The following is a 17,999-nucleotide window of genomic DNA, read 5'->3' as shown; positions in this document are numbered from 1 at the left end:
TCCACCGAAGATGCACAAGTCGCGAAGCGCGCAAGACACAGGATGTTTACCAGCAAGTCTTTGTTCTGAAAGGATAAATTTGGGTTTTCAAGTTATCCACGGCCTCAACTGCAACCACCATCCTTCTTTTAAAAAACAGAACTGCAGATAGGGAAAGCACAAACATGCAATTCAGCATCCAACGAGAAGCGCTGCTTAAACCCTTGCAGCAGGTCGTCGGTGTCGTGGAACGCCGCCAGACCTTGCCAGTGCTGGCCAACCTCCTGGTGAAAGTCGCGAACGGCAAGCTGTCGTTTACCGGCACCGATCTGGAAGTGGAGATGGTGGCCGCGACCGACGCCGAGAAACTGGTGGATGGCGAAACCACGATTCCCGCGCGCAAGCTGTTCGATATCGTTCGAGCGCTGCCGGATGGCGCGAAGATCGAGCTGAAACAGAACGGTGATCGGATTGCGTTGAACGCGGGCCGCAGCCGGTTCACGTTGGCGACCTTGCCTGCCACCGAATTCCCGACCATTGATGAAATCGAATTGGTCGAGCGCGTGAGTCTTCCGGAAGAAGTCTTGCGCGACCTGATGGAACGAACAGCGTTCGCCATGGCGAACCAGGATGTTCGCTACTACCTCAACGGCATGTTGCTGGATCTGCAGGAACACGCTTTGCGGTGCGTCGCTACCGACGGGCATCGGCTGGCGCTGAAAGAGACGCGCCTGGAGAGCAAGGTTTCGGCCCGCCGGCAGATCATCATTCCGCGCAAGGGCGTGAACGAATTGGTCGGTTTGTTGGAATCCGGTGACGGGTCGGTGGAACTGGAGTTTGGCCGCAATCATTTGCGCGTGCGCCGTGGCGAAGTGGTGTTCACCTCCAAGCTGATCGACGGACGTTTCCCCGATTATGAGGCGGTGATACCTCTGGGTGCCGATAAGCGGGCTACGCTGGACCGGGAAATATTGCGCGGCGCCTTGCAGCGTGCGGCGATTCTTTCCAATGAAAAGTATCGGGGCGTAAAGCTGGAGTTCTCGCCGAGCAAGCTGCGCATTGTTGCGCACAACCCGGAGCAGGAAGAGGCGGTGGAAGAGGTCGAAGCCGATACCGGGGTTTCCGATCTCACGGTGGGTTTCAACGTTGGCTACTTGCTGGATGCTCTCGCTGCGCTGCGCGGTGAGAAAGCCCGCTTGAGTCTCCGTGATGCCCAGTCCAGCTGCCTGGTGCAGGAAGACGACAACGAGCAGTCGCGACACGTGATCATGCCGCTGCGGCTCTGACCCTCCACGGCATGTCTGGTTGCAGGCAATTGTTGCCCTTGCGACGCCGGAGCCCCAAGCTCCGGCGTCTTTGTTTGGAAACCTGGAAACGATGAGACTGGAGCGTCTGCATTTGCAGAGGTTGCGCTGTATCGGTGATGTCAGCCTGGAGTTCGCGCCAGGCTTCAACGTGCTGGTAGGCGCAAATGGGGCCGGCAAGACTTCGGTCCTGGAAGCGGCGTTTTTGCTTTCGCATGGACGCTCGTTTCGCAGCGGCGCACGGGAGGCCCTGGTCCAGCGCGGCGGGAATGGCTTGAATATTTTTTCAAGTGTGGCTCACGAAGGAGGGTCCGTGCGTCGGCTGGGCTTGGGCCGGCAGGGCTCGCGCTGGGAAGCGCGCCTGGACGGGCAGGACGTTGCGCTCGGTGAATTGATCCGCGAATGCGTCGTGGTTTGTTTTGAACCGGGATCGCACGCGCTGATCGCGGGCGCAGCGGACGAGCGGCGCAGTTTCCTGGATTGGGGTGTGTTCCACGTGGAACACGAGTTTCTGCTTACCTGGCGTCGCTATCAGCGGGCTCTCAAGCAACGCAATAGCCTGCTCCGGGCGGAGTCGTTGCCGGATGCGGCTTTGTTGGGGCCTTGGGAATTCGAGCTGGCACGAACCGGCACGCTGATCGACCAGTGGCGGCGGGCGTATCTCGATGCCCTGCTGCCATTCCTGAGGGAGCAAGCCGCCCTGTTGCTGCCGGAGCTGGGTGCTATCGAGCTACGTTACCGCCGGGGCTGGTCCGCGGATGAAAACCTCGCAGAAGTTCTGGCGGCACAGCGGTCCAGAGACCAGGGTAGGGGACACACGACATCCGGTGTCCACCGAGCTGACTGGTCCGTGGCCTTCGAGTATGCGCCACAGCGGGAGCATCTCTCGCGTGGTCAGGAAAAGCTCACTGCGCTGATCTGCGTGCTTGCCCAGGCCTGGCTGGATGCCGTGAGGCGGGGCGAATGGCCAATTGTTTGCCTTGATGACCTGGCCTCGGAACTGGATTTGGCTCACCAAGCCGCTGTGGTCGACAGTTTGAAGCAAACGGCGGCCCAGGTACTGGTGACAGGGACCGAGCTGCCCGCGGTCCTCGCCCACCAGTCCGCCAGGATGTTCCACGTGGAACAGGGCCAATTGACGCCCCTGTTATAATCGATCGATTGCATCCAGCCCGGCCCCTATTGGCGCCGCGCCGGGCGGACTATTTGGCGTCGGAACAGGTTATTGCATGAACGCATCCTACGATTCGAACAGCATCAAGGTACTCAAAGGCCTCGAAGCGGTGCGCAAGCGCCCCGGCATGTACATCGGCGATACCGATGACGGCACCGGCCTCCACCACATGGTGTTCGAAGTCGTCGACAACTCCATCGACGAAGCCTTGGCCGGCTACTGCGATCACGTGATCGTGACCATCCATGACGATGGTACGGTCAGCGTGCAAGACAACGGTCGCGGCATCCCGGTCGACACCCACCCGGAAGAGGGGCGTTCCACTGCCGAAGTAGTGATGACGGTGCTGCATGCCGGCGGCAAATTCGACGCGAACTCCTACAAAGTCTCTGGCGGCTTGCATGGCGTGGGCGTGTCCGTTGTCAATGCGCTCAGCGACCACCTTTGGCTGACGATCTATCGCGACGGCCTCGAATACCGTCAGGAATACAAGCTGGGCGAACCCCAGTACCCGGTGAAGCAGGTCGGCTCCTCCGAGAAGCGCGGCACCACGGTACGCTTCCTGCCCAGCACGCAGACCTTTTCCAACATCGAATTCCACTACGAAATCCTGGCCAAGCGCCTGCGTGAGTTGGCCTTCCTGAATTCGGGCGTCACCATCGACCTGCGCGACGAGCGCGGGGAAGGCCGCAGCGATACTTTCGCCTACGAAGGTGGCATCAAGTCGTTCGTGCAACACCTTGCACAACTCAAGACCGCGCTGCACCCGAATGTCATCAGCCTCACCGCGATGCAGGACGCCATTACCGTCGATCTCGCGATGCAATGGACGGACTCCTACCAGGAGACCATGTTCTGCTTCACCAACAATATTCCGCAGCGCGACGGCGGCACGCATCTAACCGGATTCCGCGCCGCGCTGACCCGAGCGATCCAGGCCTATATTGAGAAGGAGGGCCTGGCCAAGAACGCCAAGGTCACGCTGTCGGGCGATGACATGCGCGAAGGTATGATCGCCGTGCTGTCGGTAAAGGTGCCAGACCCGAAATTCTCCTCCCAGACCAAGGACAAGCTCGTTTCGTCCGAGGTGAAGACCGTAGTGGAGCAGGTGGTCTACGAAAAACTGGGCGACTTCCTGCTTGAGCACCCCCATGAAGCCAAGTCCATCGCCGTCAAGGTGGTCGATGCGGCGCGTGCCCGCGAAGCCGCTCGCAAGGCCCGTGAGATGACTCGCCGCAAGGGTGCGCTCGATATCGCGGGCCTGCCGGGCAAGCTGGCCGACTGCCAGGAAAAAGATCCTTCGCTGTGCGAACTGTTCCTGGTCGAGGGTGACTCCGCAGGCGGCTCGGCGAAGCAGGGCCGCAATCGCAAGACCCAGGCTGTGTTGCCCCTGAAGGGCAAGATCCTCAACGTGGAAAAGGCACGCTTCGACAAGATGCTTTCTTCCGCGGAAGTCGGCACGCTGATCACCGCGCTGGGCACGGGCATTGGCAAAGAGGACTACAACCCCGACAAGCTGCGCTATCACCGCATCATCATCATGACCGACGCGGACGTGGACGGCTCGCACATCCGCACGCTGCTGTTGACCTTCTTCTACCGCCAGATGCCCGATCTGATCGAGCGCGGCCACGTCTACATCGGCCTGCCGCCGCTGTACAAGCTCAAGCAGGGTAAGCAGGAGCTGTATCTGAAGGATGACACGGCCCTCAACGCGTACCTGATTTCCAACGCGGTCGACAACGCCGAGCTGGTGTACAGCCCGGAGGCACCGGCGATCAGCGGCGAAGCGCTGGAAAAGCTGTTGCGCGACTACCAGTCGGCGCTGGACCAGATCGAGCGTCTTGGCCACCGCTTTGATGCCAACGTGCTCACCGCGTTCGTCGAGCACGCACCGATCGAACCACGCCACTGGGAAGATCCCGCAGCCATGCAGAACTGGCTGGATGGCGTCAACAGCAAGCTTGCCTCGAGCGGGTTGGGCAAGCCTCGTTATCGCTTGTCGTTGCGGCCCCCGCACGGCGAGCAGCCTGCGGCGATCGAGGTCGTACGCGAACAACACGGGATCAACCACACCTGGCTATTACCGCAGCCGTTCTTTGCCAGCTCGGAATTCCGGCCGATTCTCGCCATCAGCCAGCAACTGGCAGGATTGATCCAGACCGACGCGGTGATCCGCCGCGGCAATGCTTCGCGCGGAGTCCTCCGCTTCGCCGAGGTGCGCAGCTGGTTGATGGACGAAGCGAAGAAAGGCCGTACCATCCAGCGCTTCAAGGGTCTGGGCGAAATGAATCCGGAGCAGCTGTGGGAGACCACGGTGAATCCGGAAACGCGTCGCATGCTGCAGGTCGGCGTCGAGGATGCCATCGCCGCCGACCAGATGTTCTCCATGCTGATGGGCGAAGCAGTCGAACCTCGTCGCGATTTCATCGAAGCCAACGCCCTGAAGGTGGCGAACCTCGATATCTGATCCTGCACCCAGGCTGCCGCTCAGCGTGACAGCCTGGTTTCTCTCCGCATTAACGCATTAGTACGCGCTAACAAGCATACACACGCCCGTCACGACGGGCGCCCGATCCTCGTCTCCGTGTTGTGGCAAATTTCTGTCCACAATGCGGCTGCGTATGGCTGTAATACTATAAGCACTTGATTTTAAAGAAACTTTAATGCGGCATTGCAGCTTGTTATCGATAGCAAGCTCAGGTTAATCTCAGTGATCCCCCGCACAGCTTGTGCGTGAAATCCGACTCCTTCCATTTGAGGAACGCCATGAAACATGCTTCCCTGAAGATGCTGGCCGGCGCAGCGCTTGCGCTCATGTTGGCAAGCACTCCGGCGCTAGCAAGCGACAAGCCGTCAGGTGACCAGCAGAAGGCGGCCCCGCTGTACCCCAATGCGACCCGCAAAGAACCGAAGCTGGATATCACCGACAAGAAAGAGCAGGACGCGCTCAACAAGGGACTCGATGCCGCGCAGGCGAACAACAAAGATCAAGCCACGCAGTTGCTGCAACCGCTGATCGACAGCAGCAAGAGCAAATACGTTCAAGCGATGGCGCTGCAGGGCCTGGCCCGCGTGCACGCGATGAACAACGATATGCCCGGTGGCATCGATATGCTCAAGCGTTCGCTCGACAACGGCGTCATGCCGAACGATGCGTACTTCCAGATCGAATACGAACTGGCCACGTTCTACTTGCTCAACCAGCAGTATCAGCAGGCGATTGACACAGTCGAGAAGTGGCGCAGCGAAGGCAAGAAGGAAACGCCAGAATCCTATGCGCTGGAAGGCGAAGCCAATTACCGCATGCAGAAATATCCCGAAGCGATCACTGCGATCAAGAAAGCGCAGTCGATGACGGATAAGCCGGATCCGCGCTGGAACCAGCTGCTGATGCTCGCGTACAACGATTCCGGCCAGAAAGACAAAGCCGCTGAAATTGCCAAGCAGCAAGTCAGCGCGTCGCCCACCGACCCAACCAGCTTCCACAACGCGCTGAGTCTGGACATCCAGATGAACAAGTACGATGACGCGTTGAAGCTGATGGAAGATGGCAAGGCGAAGGGTTTGCTCACTACGGAGAGCGATTACGTAACCTTGGCCAAGCTCTACATGAACAAGGCACAAGATCAAAGCACTCAAGATCCCGGTCCGCTCACCGATAAAGCGGTGCAAACGCTGGAAGACGGCATGAGTAAGGGTGTCGTGAAATCCAGCGCCGACAACTATCTGCTGATGGGTGACGCGCACATGATCGGTGGCGATGCGAGTGGTGCTGCTGCCGCGTACGAGAAAGCCGTTCCTCTGGCGAGCGATGGCGAGGCCGCCTACAAGGCTGGCGTCGCGCTGGTTACGCAGAACGAAAACAGCAAGGCCAAGCAGCTGCTGCAGCAAGCCATCAGCAAGGGCGTGAAGCACAAGGGCAAGGCCTACATGGCGCTCGCTCAGGCGAACGTTGGCCTCAAGGACAAGGCGGCTGCTGCCGAAGCAGTGATGGAAGCGGAAAAGGACCCGGAAACCAAAGCTCAAGCCCAGAAGTGGCTGAAGCAAGCCAATATTGGCGGCTGAAAAAGCACCTGGCGTATGTATTTAGCCGGCCAGATGGACGTCTATAAGATTGTCATCTTTCGCCTACACAAAAGCTATACAAACGCCATGTGCTGTTGTACCGTTGGACTTTTCCCGCGTTGTCCAGTGGCAAATGTCACCCTTAGGGGAGCAGACTTTGCCGATGGACGCTGCGACCACGTCTTTCCCCATTACTAGCTCCTGATTGAAAGCGACAGATGGCCTCAAGTAACCAAGATACCGGCGCTAAGCCGTTCAGTTGGGGGCGCACATGGGCGCTGGCGGTAGCCATCGCGCTACATGGATTTGCGTTCCTGGTCCTGATCGCGCCCGCTGCGCCGCCCAAATCGGCGGAAGTTCAGAAAGAAAAGATCGTGCAGGTGAACTTCATCGAACCGCCGCCGCCGCCACCCCCGCCGCCGCCGCCGCCGCCGGAACCGCCGAAGCAGCCGCCGCCGAAAGTGATCAAGCAGGTGATTCCGCCGCCGAATCCGCCGCCGCCGGCTCCGCCGCCGGCCGTGGAAGAGCCGTCGAACAACCCAGCTCCGTCGCCGCCGCCTGCGCCGCCCGCTCCGCCGGCACCGCCTTCGGACATCAAGGCAGGCGTGGATCCCTCTTACCGGGATAAACTGCAGCCGAAGTATCCGCCGCAGGCCATCCGCCAACGCCACGAGGGTACGGTTGTCCTCGAGGTCGTCGTGGGTATCGACGGCACTCCGAAGAGTGTCACGGTCAAGCAAAGCAGTGGTTTCCGCGAGCTCGATCGTGCAGCGATGGAGTCGGTCCAGAAGGTCCGCTTCAACGCTGAAATCAAGAACGGCAAGCCGGTCGAATCGACGGTAGATATTCCGATCACCTTCAACCTTAACCAGCTGTAGTCCCCATTACAGTTACAGTTCACGCCTGACTTCCAAGGGTAGCGCTTATGTTCCAACAGACTCCTGCTCCGACCGATGCCGCTCCGGCTCTGGGTGGCAATGCCAATGCCCAGGCCATGCAACAGATGGGCTTCGGCGACCTCATCCACCACTTCGACGCACTCGGCTGGATCGTGTTCGTCGTGCTGACGGTGATGTCGTTCTCCTCCTGGTACTTCATCGTTGCCAATGCCATTCGCAACGCGATGATCCGTGGTCGCGCCGACGGCGTGATCAACGGCTTCTGGTCCAATAACTCCACGCAAGACGCGATTCGCGAGCTGGAAGCCCAACCCAAGGGCGAACCCTTCTCGAAGATCGCTCTGGACGCGGCCTCCGCAGTGGCCCACCACCAGCAGGCCTCTGCCGGCGGCGGTCGCTTGGCCGAATCGTTGAGCCGTTCGGAATTCATCGACCGCGCTCTGCGCCAGGCTGTTGCTCGCGAAAGCCTGCGCCTGGAAGGCGGCATGACCCTGCTCGCCACCGTCGGTTCCTCGGCGCCGTTCATCGGTCTGCTTGGTACCGTGTGGGGCATCTACCACGCCCTTATCCGCATTGCGGCGTCCGGTAATGCTTCGATGGAAGCCGTGGCAGGTCCGGTGGGTGAAGCTCTGATCATGACCGCGTTCGGTCTGTTCGTGGCGATCCCGGCCGTGCTCGCGTTCAACTTCTTCACCCGTTCCAACCGCCTGACCTACGCCCGTTTCGACGAATTCGCGCACGACCTGCACGACTTCTTCGCCACCGGCGCGCGCGTCGAAGGCGTTGCTCAAACCCAGAAGTGAGGTACTGACCCATGGCGATGAGTACCGGAGGATCCGAGTCCGGCTCGCCGATGTCGGAGATCAACGTCACGCCGCTGGTTGACGTGATGCTGGTGCTGTTGATCATCTTCATGATCACAGCACCACTGATGTCGCACCGGGTTACGATCAAGCTGCCGACGGCCAATCCGCATCAGGAGGAAAAGACCCCTCCGCCGGAAGTCATTGATCTGGCCATCAAGGCGGATGGCAGCATGTACTTCCAGGACAACCAGACGGCAATTACCGACGCTGAGCTGAAGCAGCAGTTTGCTGTCTATGCCCAGAAGTCGCCGCAGCCCGAGCTACAGATTCGTGCCGCGCATGACACCGAGTTCAAAGCGGTCCGTAAAGCCCTCGGTGAAGCCAAGGATTCCGGCCTGGTCCACGTCGGCTTCATGACGACTGGTAAGGAGTGATGCGCCATGGCATTTAGTACAGGTGGCGGTAAAGGGCCGATGGCGGACATCAACGTCACGCCGCTGGTCGACGTGATGTTGGTGCTCCTGATCATCTTCATGATCACGGCGCCGATCCTGACCCACAAGGTCAAGATCGACTTGCCCCAGCCGAATCCGAATGTGATTCCGCCGAGCAATCCGCCGGAGCCGATCAAGTTGAAGATCGACCAGTCGGGTGCGTTCTATTGGAACGATACGCCGGTGGACGAGTCGCAGCTGAAGACGCAGATCGCGATCATTGCGACCAAGTCCGAAGCGGATCAGCCGGAAGTGCAGATCGATGCGGCCGACCAGGTGCCCTACCAGGTGGTTGCACGCGTTTTGGCCGATGCGAAGAGCTATGGCCTGAACAAGATTGGTTTCACCGAAAGCGGACAGTAACAAGCAGCGGTTGAATCGGAACAGTTCAATCGCAGCCTCAAGCGTTACCCACAAAAACCCCCGCGTAAGCGGGGGTTTTTGTTACCGATGCATGTGGCGGAGACCATCATTGCTGCCTGTGCGACGTATAGCCGTCTAGATGGCTATACCTCAGCGCAGTATTTGCAGATACTTGCGCACCGTATTGGCGAGTCCTTCATATAAGGCCTCGCCCATCAACGCATGCCCGATGGACACTTCGGCCAAGCCGGGAATGGCCACCCGCAAGGTCCCCAGGTTCGCCTGGTTAAGATCATGTCCCGCATTGACTGCCAAGCCTGCCTTTTGCGCGCGGCGCGCGGTATCCACACATAACTCAAGCTGTTGTTCGGTGTCACCTTCAGCAAAGGCATGCGCATAAGGGCCGGTATAGATTTCCACGCGCTGCACACCCAGGTCCACCGCGTGCTCGAAACCCGTGGCGCCGGCATCGACGAACAGACTCACCCGGCAACCGAGTTCGCGCAACTGGGCCACGATGGGGCGCAGGCGGTCGGCATCCTGGACCAGGTCGAAGCCATGGTCTGAAGTGATCTGCCCATCGCTATCCGGCACCAGGGTGACCTGGGTCGGGCGCACTTCACGGGCCAGCGCGATCAGCCCGGGATAGTCGCCGCGTGGCGCCGCAAAGGGATTGCCCTCGATGTTGTATTCGACGCGGCCGCGCAGAATGCTGGCGAGCAGGCGTACGTCGTCCGGCCGTACGTGACGCTGATCGGGACGCGGATGCACAGTGATGCCACCACAGCCCGCTTCGATGCAGGTCACGGCGGCGCGGGCGATATCCGGTTCATTGCCGCCGCGCGAATTGCGCAGCACGGCGATCTTGTTGAGGTTGACGCTGAGCAGGGTCATGGAAAGCGAAGACCAAAGCGTGGGCCGGACACAGTGCTCCGATCAGCCGCTGTCGGCAAGTGTCCAGCTCGCCAGCTCGCGTGTCGGCCCCCGCCAGGCCACGCTGGCGATATGTCCTACGTCAGGGCACACGGAGTGCAGCTGCCACTGCGTGGCGTCATCGCCTTCCAGCCAGAGCACGCAAGGCGTAGCAGGCGCCACCGTCAACTGCAGACGTTGCAGGCCAAATGCGATGCCGCGGCCCAGGGCCTTGAGCACCGCTTCCTTGGCGGTCCATAGTTGCAGAAAGGCCTGTTCGCGCCGCGACTCATCCAGCTTTGCCAAGGCCGCGGTTTCTTCCGGATGAAAGAAGCGCTCGGCCAGTTGCATGGCCCGCGGGCGCGGACGAAGCCGTTCGATATCGACGCCCGGCGAACAATCTCGCGCTATTGCAACCAGCGCCGCTTCCCCGCTGTGCGACCAGTTGAATTGCAGCCAGCGATCCCAAGGCTCGGCGAGCTGCGGCTTGCCGTGCTCGCCTTCCACCAGCGCCACCGCCTCGGCCGGCAAACCAAGATAGATGCCCAGCAAAGCGCGCAAAGGCTCCCGCTGGCGCGCCCGGTCATAGCCAAGCCGCCACAGGTGAACCTGATCTTTGCCCAATCCGGCCGCGATGCCGGCCACATCCTGGCCCAGGGTCGTTCGCATGCACGAATGCTGCCGGAACGGCATGCCGCGATACAAGCTGTAGCCCGTAGGCTGGGATGACAATCCCAGCCTACGCATTAGCGAATCAGGCGTTCGTCCACCAGGTTCTTCACCACCGCTGGATCGGCCAGCGTGGAAATATCGCCGAGCTGGTCGGGCTGATTCTCGCCGATCTTGCGCAAGATGCGGCGCATGATCTTGCCCGAACGTGTCTTCGGCAGGCCAGGCGCCCACTGCAGGTAATCGGGGGTGGCGATCGGTCCGATTTCCTTGCGTACCCAGGCCACCAGCTCCTTGCGCAGTTCGTCGCTGCCTTGAACACCTGCAACCAGCGTCACGTAAGCATAGATGCCCTGGCCCTTGATCTCGTGCGGACAGCCCACCACCGCGGCTTCGGCGACCTTGGGATGCGCCACCAGCGCGCTCTCCACTTCCGCTGTGCCGATGCGGTGGCCGGAGACATTGATCACGTCGTCCACGCGGCCGGTGATCCAGTAATAGCCGTCTTCATCTCGGCGCACGCCATCGCCGGTGAAATAGTTGCCGGGATAGGCCTTGAAGTAGGTGTCGATGAAACGCTGATGATCGCCGTACACCGTGCGCATCTGGCCAGGCCAGGATTCGGCAATCAGCAGATTGCCCTCTGCCGGCCCTTCCAGCACCGCGCCAGTGGCGTCCACCACCGCGGGCTTGATGCCGAAGAAGGGCAAGGTGGCCGAACCGGGCTTGGTATCGATGGCGCCGGCCAGCGGCGTGATCAGGATGCCGCCGGTTTCGGTTTGCCACCAGGTGTCCACGATCGGGCAGCGCTCGTCGCCTACCACGCGGTAGTACCACTCCCAGGCTTCCGGATTGATCGGTTCGCCTACCGAGCCGAGCAGGCGCAGGCTGGCGCGCGACCACTTCTTCACCGGGCCTTCGCCTTCGCGCATCAGTGCGCGAATGGCCGTCGGCGCGGTGTAGAACAAGCTCACTTTGTGCTTGTCCACGACCTGCCAGAAGCGGCCAAAATCCGGGTAATTGGGCACGCCGTCGAACATCACGGTGGTCGCGCCATTGGCAAGCGGACCGTAGACCACGTAGCTGTGTCCGGTGACCCAGCCCACATCGGCGGTACACCAGTAGACATCGTCCTCGCGCAGGTCGAACACCATTTCATGCGTGAAGCTGGCGTAGACCAGGTAGCCGCCCGAGGTGTGCAAGACGCCTTTGGGCTTGCCGGTGGAACCGGACGTGTACAGGATGAACAGCGGATGTTCCGCCTCCACCGGCTCGGCCGGGCAATCGGCCGACTGCCCTTCCATCAGCACGTGGTAATAGCGGTCGCGCGGCGATTGCATCGGCACCGCCGAACCGGTGCGGCGCACCACGATCACCGTTTCCACGCTGTTCGTGCCGGGCCGTTCCAGCGCCGCGTCCACGTTCGCCTTGAGCGGAATCTTCTTGCCGCCACGCAGGCCTTCGTCCGCCGTCACCACCACCTTCGCCGTCGAATCGGCAATGCGGCCGGCCAGCGAATCGGGCGAGAAACCGCCGAACACCACTGAGTGAACCGCGCCGATGCGCGCGCAGGCCAGCATCGCGACCGCCGCCTCGGGAATCATCGGCATGTAGATCGCAACGCGGTCGCCCTTGCTCACGCCCAGGTGCTTGAGCGTGTTGGCGAACTTGCACACTTCGGCATGCAGCTCGCGATAGCTGATGTGGCGGGATTCGGACGGATCGTCGCCTTCGAAGATGATCGCGGTCTTGTCGCCGCGGGTGGCCAGATGCCGGTCCAGGCAGTTGGCCGATACGTTCAGCTGGCCATCGTCATACCAGCGGATGTGCAAGTTCTGCGGATCGTAGGAGACATCCCGGATACGGGTGGGCTGCTTGGTCCAAGCCAATCTTTCGCCGACCCGGCCCCAGAAGCCCTCAGGGTCGTCCACGGATTGGGCATACAGCTTTTCGTAGTCAGCCTTGCTGATGCGCGCCTTGGCGGCAAATGCGGGATCGACCGGATAAACCTTTGACATATCTGCCTCCTGCTCTCCGGTCTGCCGGGAGCGCACTCAATGGGTAGCCGCTTGACACGATCCTGCCGCGTCAACTGCCCGAGTGTAGCGTTTGGACGGCTGAACCGCCAAAGGGTGCGATGCAGCATTCAACCTTGTGGCGGCTTGTCATGCTGTTTCCGAATAAGCGTCAGGTCGAGCATGCTCTCCGGCCGCGCATTCGCCTCGATGCGTGCCTGCGCAAAGCCAAGCACATTGGCGATGGCGCCGGCGATCCCGGCGAACAACCAGAAGGCCATCGCGCCGGGGCTGTGCCGCGTGAAGCAAAGCACCCACGACAGCAGCGTCGCACCAAGCAGCAACCAACGCATGACACACCTTAAGCACTTCCCCTATGCCCTCATCATGGCGTCGCCACGGTAATGGAACTGAGATCCTCTACACCGGCCCGATATACGCTGGCCGTGGCGACCACACCTTCGGATAGTAGCTAGCATCCCTAAAACAGCTCGCCCTGGGGAGATGGCATTCGAGGCGGCGTGAACTTCGAAGTATCAAGGCTCCGGTTCCAGGCTTCATGCAACCCGCCTTTACGCGCGGCCACCTGCACGCGTTTACGGATTATGTCCGCGAAAATGCCCTGGCCGCGCATGCGCGTAGCGAATTGGCTGTCGTAATCCTTCCCGCCATTCATTTGCTGGATCAAGCTCATGATGTGCGTTGCTCGGTCGGGGTAATGCTGAGCCAGCCATTCGCGAAATAGCTGCTTCAGCTCGTGCGGAAGCCGGATACAGGTATAGCCCACGCAATTGGCGCCGTTGGCGGCGGCCCGTTCGATGATCTGTTCCAGATCGCCTTCGTTCAGCGCTGGAATAATGGGTGCCACCAGGATGCCCACGGGAACACCACCCTCATGCAAGGCCTTCACTGCTTGCAGTCGACGATGCGGGGCTGACGCACGGGGTTCCAGCTTGGACGCCAATCGATTGTCGAGCGAGTTGATGGAAATTAAAACCTGGACGAGTTGGCGCTCGGCCATGGAGGCAAGAATGTCCAGGTCGCGTTCGATCAGCCCATTCTTGGTTACGATCGTGCAAGGATGATTGCATTCGCTAAGTAGCGCCAAGGCGGCACGAGTCACCTGCCATCGCTTCTCTATCGGCTGGTAGGCGTCGGTGTTACTGCCTATGTTGATCGGCGAACAACGATAGCCTGGTTTGGCCAGCTCACTTCGCAGCGTTTCGACAAAATTGGTCTTTACCGACAACTTCGTCTCGAAATCGAGACCCGGCGAGAGATTGAGATAAGCATGAGAGGGCCGCGCGTAGCAGTACACGCATCCATGCTCGCAACCACGGAAAGGATTGATCGCCTGTTCGAAGCCTACATCCGGCGAGTCGTTTCGATTGATGACGGATCGCGCGATTTCCTCGCGGATTTCCGTCTTCGGGCGAACCGCTTCCTCGTCTCGATACCATCCATCGTCTTCTTCGACTGCTTGCGTCGGCTCAAAGCGACCCTCAGGGTTACTAAGGGCGCCGCGGCCCTTGAAGGCGGTAGGAAAAAGGGGCTTCGACATCCAGCTATGGTATGACTGGCGCGTCTCGCTGCACGCGACACGGCAGTGAAAGCAGGCTGGGATTGCCATCCCAGCCTACGGTTCCGTCAAGCGGCTTATTGCGGCGGCAAATACGTCTCGAACCAGTTTAACGCCCGCTGCAGTACGTCGCGCTGATTGACCGGGTTGTAGAAGTGGTGCCCTTCATTCGGATACACCACCAACGACGTCGGTACACCCAGCGTGCGCAAGGCATGCCAGTATTCGAACGATTGCGGCGCCGGGCACTCCGCGTCGCGCTCGCCGACCACGATCAAGGTGGGTGTCTTCACTTTCTTGATGAAGTTGATCGCCGAGCTCTTCGCGTAGACGGCCGGATCGTCATAGACCGAAGCGCCGAAGAACGGAATCATCCACTGGTCGATCAGGTTTTCGCCGTAATAGCTCTGCCAGTTGGAAATGCCGGCGCCGGCGACCACCGCACGGAAGCGCTGCGTCTGCGTAGGGGCGAACATGCTCATGAAACCGCCGTAGCTCCAGCCGGTCAGTCCCAGGCGATGCTCGTCGACCGGAACTTTCTTTTCCACTGCATCCACGCCGGCCAGCGTGTCGCGCAGGTCGCCATAGCCGAAGTCCTTGCGGTTGGCCTGCACGAAGGTTTCGCCTTGTCCGTAGCTGCCACGCGGATTGGGCATGAACACGAAGTAGCCCAGAGCGGAGAACGGAACGGCGCCGTAGCCCACCGAAGGCCAATGCTGCATCACCGCGCCGGACGGGCCGCCATGTACGTTGACGATCATCGGGTAGCGCTTGCTGGGATCGTAATGAGCCGGGTACAGCAGCCAGCCCTGCACATGGAAACCTTCGTTGTCCCACTCGACCGATTCGGCCTTGCCCCAGCTCGGCTTCAGCTCCGCGTTGAATGCGGTAACAGCGTGAGGCATGGCGTTGCCGACCGGGCCGGCATACACCTCCGGCGCAAGCTCGAACGAGGATTGCGCAAACGCCACTTGGCGATGGTCGGCGGAAAACGACAGCCCGAGAATCGCGCTGCCATCGCCCACATAGCCCGGTGCTGTGAACAGCACGCGTTGCTGCTGCGCGTGATGTGCGTCCACCGCATATTCCGCCAATTGCGGGTTGCCGTTGCTGATCTGATCGACCAGCAGCGATTGCGGCGACTGCCAGGTAAACCACGAAGGCGTAACGTGGATGCCTGGCGTGAGATCGTCGGGTGTGCCGCCGGATGCGGCAACGCTATAGATATCGCCGCCGGTGAAGCCCTGGTCGCTCATCAGGCCGCCGATGAAGGCGATTCGCGAACCATCCGGCGACCAGCGCGGCACGGCTACCTGCAAACCATGCAACGGCCCGCTGAGGGTGTTCGGATCGACTACCGATGCGCGCGATGCATTCGGCTGCGCGGCCTGCACATAAAGCTGGGAGACCCACCAGTTGTTGTCACCCGGGGGCGGCGCGGCGACGTAGGCGATGCGCGCGCTATCCGGCGCCCAGGCAAATTCGTAGACATGGCTGCCGGCGGGCGTGACTTGCTGCAAGCTGCCGCCTTGCGCCGACAAGATGGCAACGCGTTGCACTTCAACGCCTTCCACGCCGATCTCGCCAATCGCGGGCTTGGCCGCGGCCAGCGCGCTGGCGCGCCGTGTGCCGCCTTCCACGTACAGGAAAGCCAGGGTCTTGCCGTCCGGAGCCCAGCTCATCGCCTGCACATAGCCGTTGAGATGGGACAGGCGAGCAGGTTTGGTTGGCGCTTGCGTATCGAGGGCGTAGATCTCCGGCTGCTTACGGCCACCCGTATCGGCCTTGTCGCCGGCGCAGTTGGAAAGAAAGGCGAGATGACGCGAATCCGGCGCCCACGCCAGGTTGTTTTCGCTGCATGCGCCGGGCTTCGTGGCCAGGCCGACACTGTGCGCATTCTTGCCGTCGGCGTCGGCCAGCATGATGCCCGGCTTGCCCTGGGTTTCCACCACCCAGGCGAGCTGATGGCCGTCCGGCGACAAGGCCACTTCTCTGACCTCGCGGACCTTGCCCAGCTGGCCCAGCAGCGCCTCGATGCGCGGATCGGTGGCGCTATGGGTATCGGCCAGCAGCGCGGACGGAGCAAGCAAGGCCGCCAGCATGGGCAGCAACAGACGGGAGGATTTGAGCATGGACGTCCCCTAGACACTGAGCACAGAAAAACCCCAACGCTAGCAGCTGGACCGTCCTGGCCCATGTGCATGAAGACACTGCCTGGCCATGCCGGACGGTGTGCGTCATCTTCATCCCGTACAATCCTGGCCCATGAAAATCGCCTCATGGAACGTGAACTCGCTGAAGGTGCGCATTCCGCACCTCACCCAGTGGCTGGCCGACGCGCGCCCGGACGTGGTGGCGCTGCAGGAAACCAAGCTGGAGGACGCCAAGTTTCCGGTCGACGAACTGGCCGCGGCCGGCTACCAGGCGGTCTACGCCGGGCAGAAAACCTACAACGGCGTGGCGATCCTGGCACGCAATGACACGGGCCTGAGCTTCACGGACGTGATCACCGACATTCCCGGCCTGGACGATCCGCAGCGACGCATCCTTGCGGCCACGATCGGCGGCGTGCGTGTGGTCGACCTCTATGTGGTCAACGGTAAGGCCGTAGGCGATGAGAAATACGCCTATAAGCTGCACTGGCTGGAACGCGTGCGGGATTTCCTCGCCGAAGAAATCAGGCGCCATCCCAAGCTGGTGGTATTGGGCGACTTCAACATCGCGCCCGATGACCGGGACGTCTACGACCCGCTCGCCTGGGGCGAGGACGTGCTGTGTTCCCCACCCGAGCGCGCTGCCCTGAAAGACTTGGCAGACATGGGCTTGCACGACAGTTTCCGGTTGTTTGAGCAGGCCGGTGGCCATTTCAGCTGGTGGGACTATCGGCAGGGCGCATTCCGGCGCAACATGGGCTTGCGCATCGACTTGATCCTGCTTGGCGATGCCCTGAAATCTTCGGCCAGGGCTGCCACTATCGACCGCGAACCGCGGCGCTGGGAGCGGCCCTCCGACCACACTCCAGTCACGGTAGAACTGGATATTGAATGATGATGAGCGATACCAAGACCGACTGGCCCAGCTCGCTGGACGATAGCGAACTGGACGAACTCGACGCTTACCTGCGCGGGCACGCCCAGGAAAACGAAGGCCACCTGCTGCTCGATGGCGTGCACGGCTTACTGAGCGCCCTGGCCGTGGGCCCGACGCGGGTGCTGCCCGAAGAGTGGCTGCCCGAGGTGCTGCACGAGCCGTTTGCCGACGAAACCGAAGGCAATCGCGTGCTGGCGCTGCTGGCCAAGCTCAATGATTCGATCAGCGCCGAGCTGGATGTAGATGCCTATGAACCGATCCTGGGCGAGGTCGATAGCGAAGCGGGTCCCGCGCTCTCGGCGGCTGGCTGGTGCGAGGGCTTCAGCCGCGGCATCGACCTGCGCGCCTCGCTATGGGAAAAGCGTCTGGCCGACGACCCGCCGTTGATGGAAATGCTCGGTCCGGTGATGGCCCTGGCGGTGGACGAAGGCATCCTGAGCGCCGAAGCCGAGTTCGAAAAGCTCAACGACGAAGAATACGACGACTGCCTGGCGCAGCTGCCCGCCGTGTTGGCGGCGGTGAACCATTATTGGTACGAGCATCCCGCCACCGAAGCGGAACTCGATGCGCTCAACCGCGCCAACGAGGCTAGGACCGAACAGCAGCCCCCGCCGCGGCAGCGTAGCGGGCACTGGGTGCATTGATAA

General features: G+C 61.2%; 16 protein-coding genes. 10 read left to right on the top strand and 6 right to left on the bottom strand.

Going from position 1 to position 17,999, the window contains the following annotated elements; translation table 11 throughout:
* Positions 1-164: 164 nt before the first annotated feature.
* From dnaN to QQJ96_RS10195, 8 genes are all read left to right on the top strand, one after another.
* A complete protein-coding gene (gene dnaN, locus QQJ96_RS10230; RefSeq protein ID WP_284331892.1) occupies positions 165-1,265 on the top strand; it encodes a DNA polymerase III subunit beta in 1,101 nt (366 codons plus the stop codon).
* A 91-nt stretch (positions 1,266-1,356) separates the two neighbouring features.
* A complete protein-coding gene (gene recF / locus QQJ96_RS10225; RefSeq protein WP_284331891.1) occupies positions 1,357-2,436 on the top strand; it encodes a DNA replication/repair protein RecF in 1,080 nt (359 codons plus the stop codon).
* A 76-nt stretch (positions 2,437-2,512) separates the two neighbouring features.
* Positions 2,513-4,927, top strand: coding sequence for a DNA topoisomerase (ATP-hydrolyzing) subunit B (gene gyrB / locus QQJ96_RS10220; RefSeq protein WP_284331890.1), 2,415 nt, complete (start codon positions 2,513-2,515; stop codon positions 4,925-4,927).
* A gap of 299 nt (positions 4,928-5,226) precedes the next feature.
* A complete protein-coding gene (locus tag QQJ96_RS10215; protein ID WP_284331889.1) occupies positions 5,227-6,525 on the top strand; it encodes a tetratricopeptide repeat protein in 1,299 nt (432 codons plus the stop codon).
* Positions 6,526-6,743: 218 nt separating this feature from the next.
* Positions 6,744-7,403, top strand: coding sequence for an energy transducer TonB (locus QQJ96_RS10210; protein WP_284331888.1), 660 nt, complete (start codon positions 6,744-6,746; stop codon positions 7,401-7,403).
* Between the two features lie 47 nt (positions 7,404-7,450).
* The gene (locus tag QQJ96_RS10205) at positions 7,451-8,227 is read left to right on the top strand and encodes a MotA/TolQ/ExbB proton channel family protein (RefSeq protein WP_284331887.1); all 777 of its coding nucleotides are present in this window, start codon (positions 7,451-7,453) and stop codon (positions 8,225-8,227) included.
* Positions 8,228-8,238: 11 nt separating this feature from the next.
* Positions 8,239-8,664, top strand: coding sequence for an ExbD/TolR family protein (locus QQJ96_RS10200; protein WP_284331886.1), 426 nt, complete (start codon positions 8,239-8,241; stop codon positions 8,662-8,664).
* 6 nt (positions 8,665-8,670) lie between these two features.
* On the top strand, positions 8,671-9,087 hold the full coding sequence (locus tag QQJ96_RS10195) for an ExbD/TolR family protein (protein ID WP_284331885.1): 417 nt from the start codon (positions 8,671-8,673) through the stop codon (positions 9,085-9,087).
* 150 nt (positions 9,088-9,237) lie between these two features.
* On the opposite strand, the gene QQJ96_RS10190 is transcribed toward QQJ96_RS10195, so the two are convergent.
* From QQJ96_RS10190 to QQJ96_RS10165, 6 genes are all read right to left on the bottom strand, one after another.
* Positions 9,238-9,981, bottom strand: a complete 744-nt coding sequence (locus tag QQJ96_RS10190; RefSeq protein WP_284331884.1) for a pyridoxine 5'-phosphate synthase — start codon at positions 9,979-9,981, stop codon at positions 9,238-9,240.
* 42 nt (positions 9,982-10,023) lie between these two features.
* Positions 10,024-10,668 carry a 4'-phosphopantetheinyl transferase family protein gene (locus tag QQJ96_RS10185; RefSeq protein WP_284331883.1) on the bottom strand — a complete coding sequence of 215 codons (645 nt, stop codon included), beginning with the start codon at positions 10,666-10,668 and terminating at the stop codon, positions 10,024-10,026.
* A gap of 77 nt (positions 10,669-10,745) precedes the next feature.
* Positions 10,746-12,686, bottom strand: a complete 1,941-nt coding sequence (gene acs / locus QQJ96_RS10180) for an acetate--CoA ligase (protein ID WP_284331882.1) — start codon at positions 12,684-12,686, stop codon at positions 10,746-10,748.
* A gap of 128 nt (positions 12,687-12,814) precedes the next feature.
* Positions 12,815-13,036 (bottom strand): hypothetical protein, encoded by a 222-nt coding sequence (locus tag QQJ96_RS10175; RefSeq protein ID WP_284331881.1) that lies wholly within the window; start codon positions 13,034-13,036, stop codon positions 12,815-12,817.
* A 128-nt stretch (positions 13,037-13,164) separates the two neighbouring features.
* On the bottom strand, positions 13,165-14,244 hold the full coding sequence (locus tag QQJ96_RS10170) for a PA0069 family radical SAM protein (RefSeq protein ID WP_284331880.1): 1,080 nt from the start codon (positions 14,242-14,244) through the stop codon (positions 13,165-13,167).
* A 95-nt stretch (positions 14,245-14,339) separates the two neighbouring features.
* Positions 14,340-16,394, bottom strand: a complete 2,055-nt coding sequence (locus QQJ96_RS10165) for a S9 family peptidase (protein WP_284331879.1) — start codon at positions 16,392-16,394, stop codon at positions 14,340-14,342.
* Positions 16,395-16,527: 133 nt separating this feature from the next.
* Between QQJ96_RS10165 and xth the strand changes: the two genes are divergently transcribed.
* Complete coding sequence (xth, locus tag QQJ96_RS10160) at positions 16,528-17,310, top strand: exodeoxyribonuclease III (protein ID WP_284331878.1); 783 nt, start codon at positions 16,528-16,530, stop codon at positions 17,308-17,310.
* Positions 17,311-17,312: 2 nt separating this feature from the next.
* On the top strand, positions 17,313-17,996 hold the full coding sequence (locus QQJ96_RS10155) for a YecA/YgfB family protein (RefSeq protein ID WP_284331916.1): 684 nt from the start codon (positions 17,313-17,315) through the stop codon (positions 17,994-17,996).
* Positions 17,997-17,999: the final 3 nt, after the last annotated feature.

The sequence above is a fragment of the Dyella flagellata genome (assembly GCF_030160275.1).
Classification (GTDB): Bacteria; Pseudomonadota; Gammaproteobacteria; order Xanthomonadales; family Rhodanobacteraceae; genus Dyella_B; species Dyella_B flagellata.
This window is presented reverse-complemented; position numbering and strand designations above follow the sequence as displayed.

Bases quoted from the DNA above. Each gene is read 5' to 3' on its own strand.
- dnaN (WP_284331892.1), top strand. From the start codon at position 165: ATGCAATTCAGCATCCAACGAGAAGCGCTGCTTAAACCCTTGCAGCAG.
- recF (WP_284331891.1), top strand. From the start codon at position 1,357: ATGAGACTGGAGCGTCTGCATTTGCAGAGGTTGCGCTGTATCGGTGAT.
- gyrB (WP_284331890.1), top strand. From the start codon at position 2,513: ATGAACGCATCCTACGATTCGAACAGCATCAAGGTACTCAAAGGCCTC.
- QQJ96_RS10215 (WP_284331889.1), top strand. From the start codon at position 5,227: ATGAAACATGCTTCCCTGAAGATGCTGGCCGGCGCAGCGCTTGCGCTC.
- QQJ96_RS10210 (WP_284331888.1), top strand. From the start codon at position 6,744: ATGGCCTCAAGTAACCAAGATACCGGCGCTAAGCCGTTCAGTTGGGGG.
- QQJ96_RS10205 (WP_284331887.1), top strand. From the start codon at position 7,451: ATGTTCCAACAGACTCCTGCTCCGACCGATGCCGCTCCGGCTCTGGGT.
- QQJ96_RS10200 (WP_284331886.1), top strand. From the start codon at position 8,239: ATGGCGATGAGTACCGGAGGATCCGAGTCCGGCTCGCCGATGTCGGAG.
- QQJ96_RS10195 (WP_284331885.1), top strand. From the start codon at position 8,671: ATGGCATTTAGTACAGGTGGCGGTAAAGGGCCGATGGCGGACATCAAC.
- QQJ96_RS10190 (WP_284331884.1), bottom strand. From the start codon at position 9,981: ATGACCCTGCTCAGCGTCAACCTCAACAAGATCGCCGTGCTGCGCAAT.
- QQJ96_RS10185 (WP_284331883.1), bottom strand. From the start codon at position 10,668: ATGCGAACGACCCTGGGCCAGGATGTGGCCGGCATCGCGGCCGGATTG.
- acs (WP_284331882.1), bottom strand. From the start codon at position 12,686: ATGTCAAAGGTTTATCCGGTCGATCCCGCATTTGCCGCCAAGGCGCGC.
- QQJ96_RS10175 (WP_284331881.1), bottom strand. From the start codon at position 13,036: ATGCGTTGGTTGCTGCTTGGTGCGACGCTGCTGTCGTGGGTGCTTTGC.
- QQJ96_RS10170 (WP_284331880.1), bottom strand. From the start codon at position 14,244: ATGTCGAAGCCCCTTTTTCCTACCGCCTTCAAGGGCCGCGGCGCCCTT.
- QQJ96_RS10165 (WP_284331879.1), bottom strand. From the start codon at position 16,394: ATGCTCAAATCCTCCCGTCTGTTGCTGCCCATGCTGGCGGCCTTGCTT.
- xth (WP_284331878.1), top strand. From the start codon at position 16,528: ATGAAAATCGCCTCATGGAACGTGAACTCGCTGAAGGTGCGCATTCCG.
- QQJ96_RS10155 (WP_284331916.1), top strand. From the start codon at position 17,313: ATGAGCGATACCAAGACCGACTGGCCCAGCTCGCTGGACGATAGCGAA.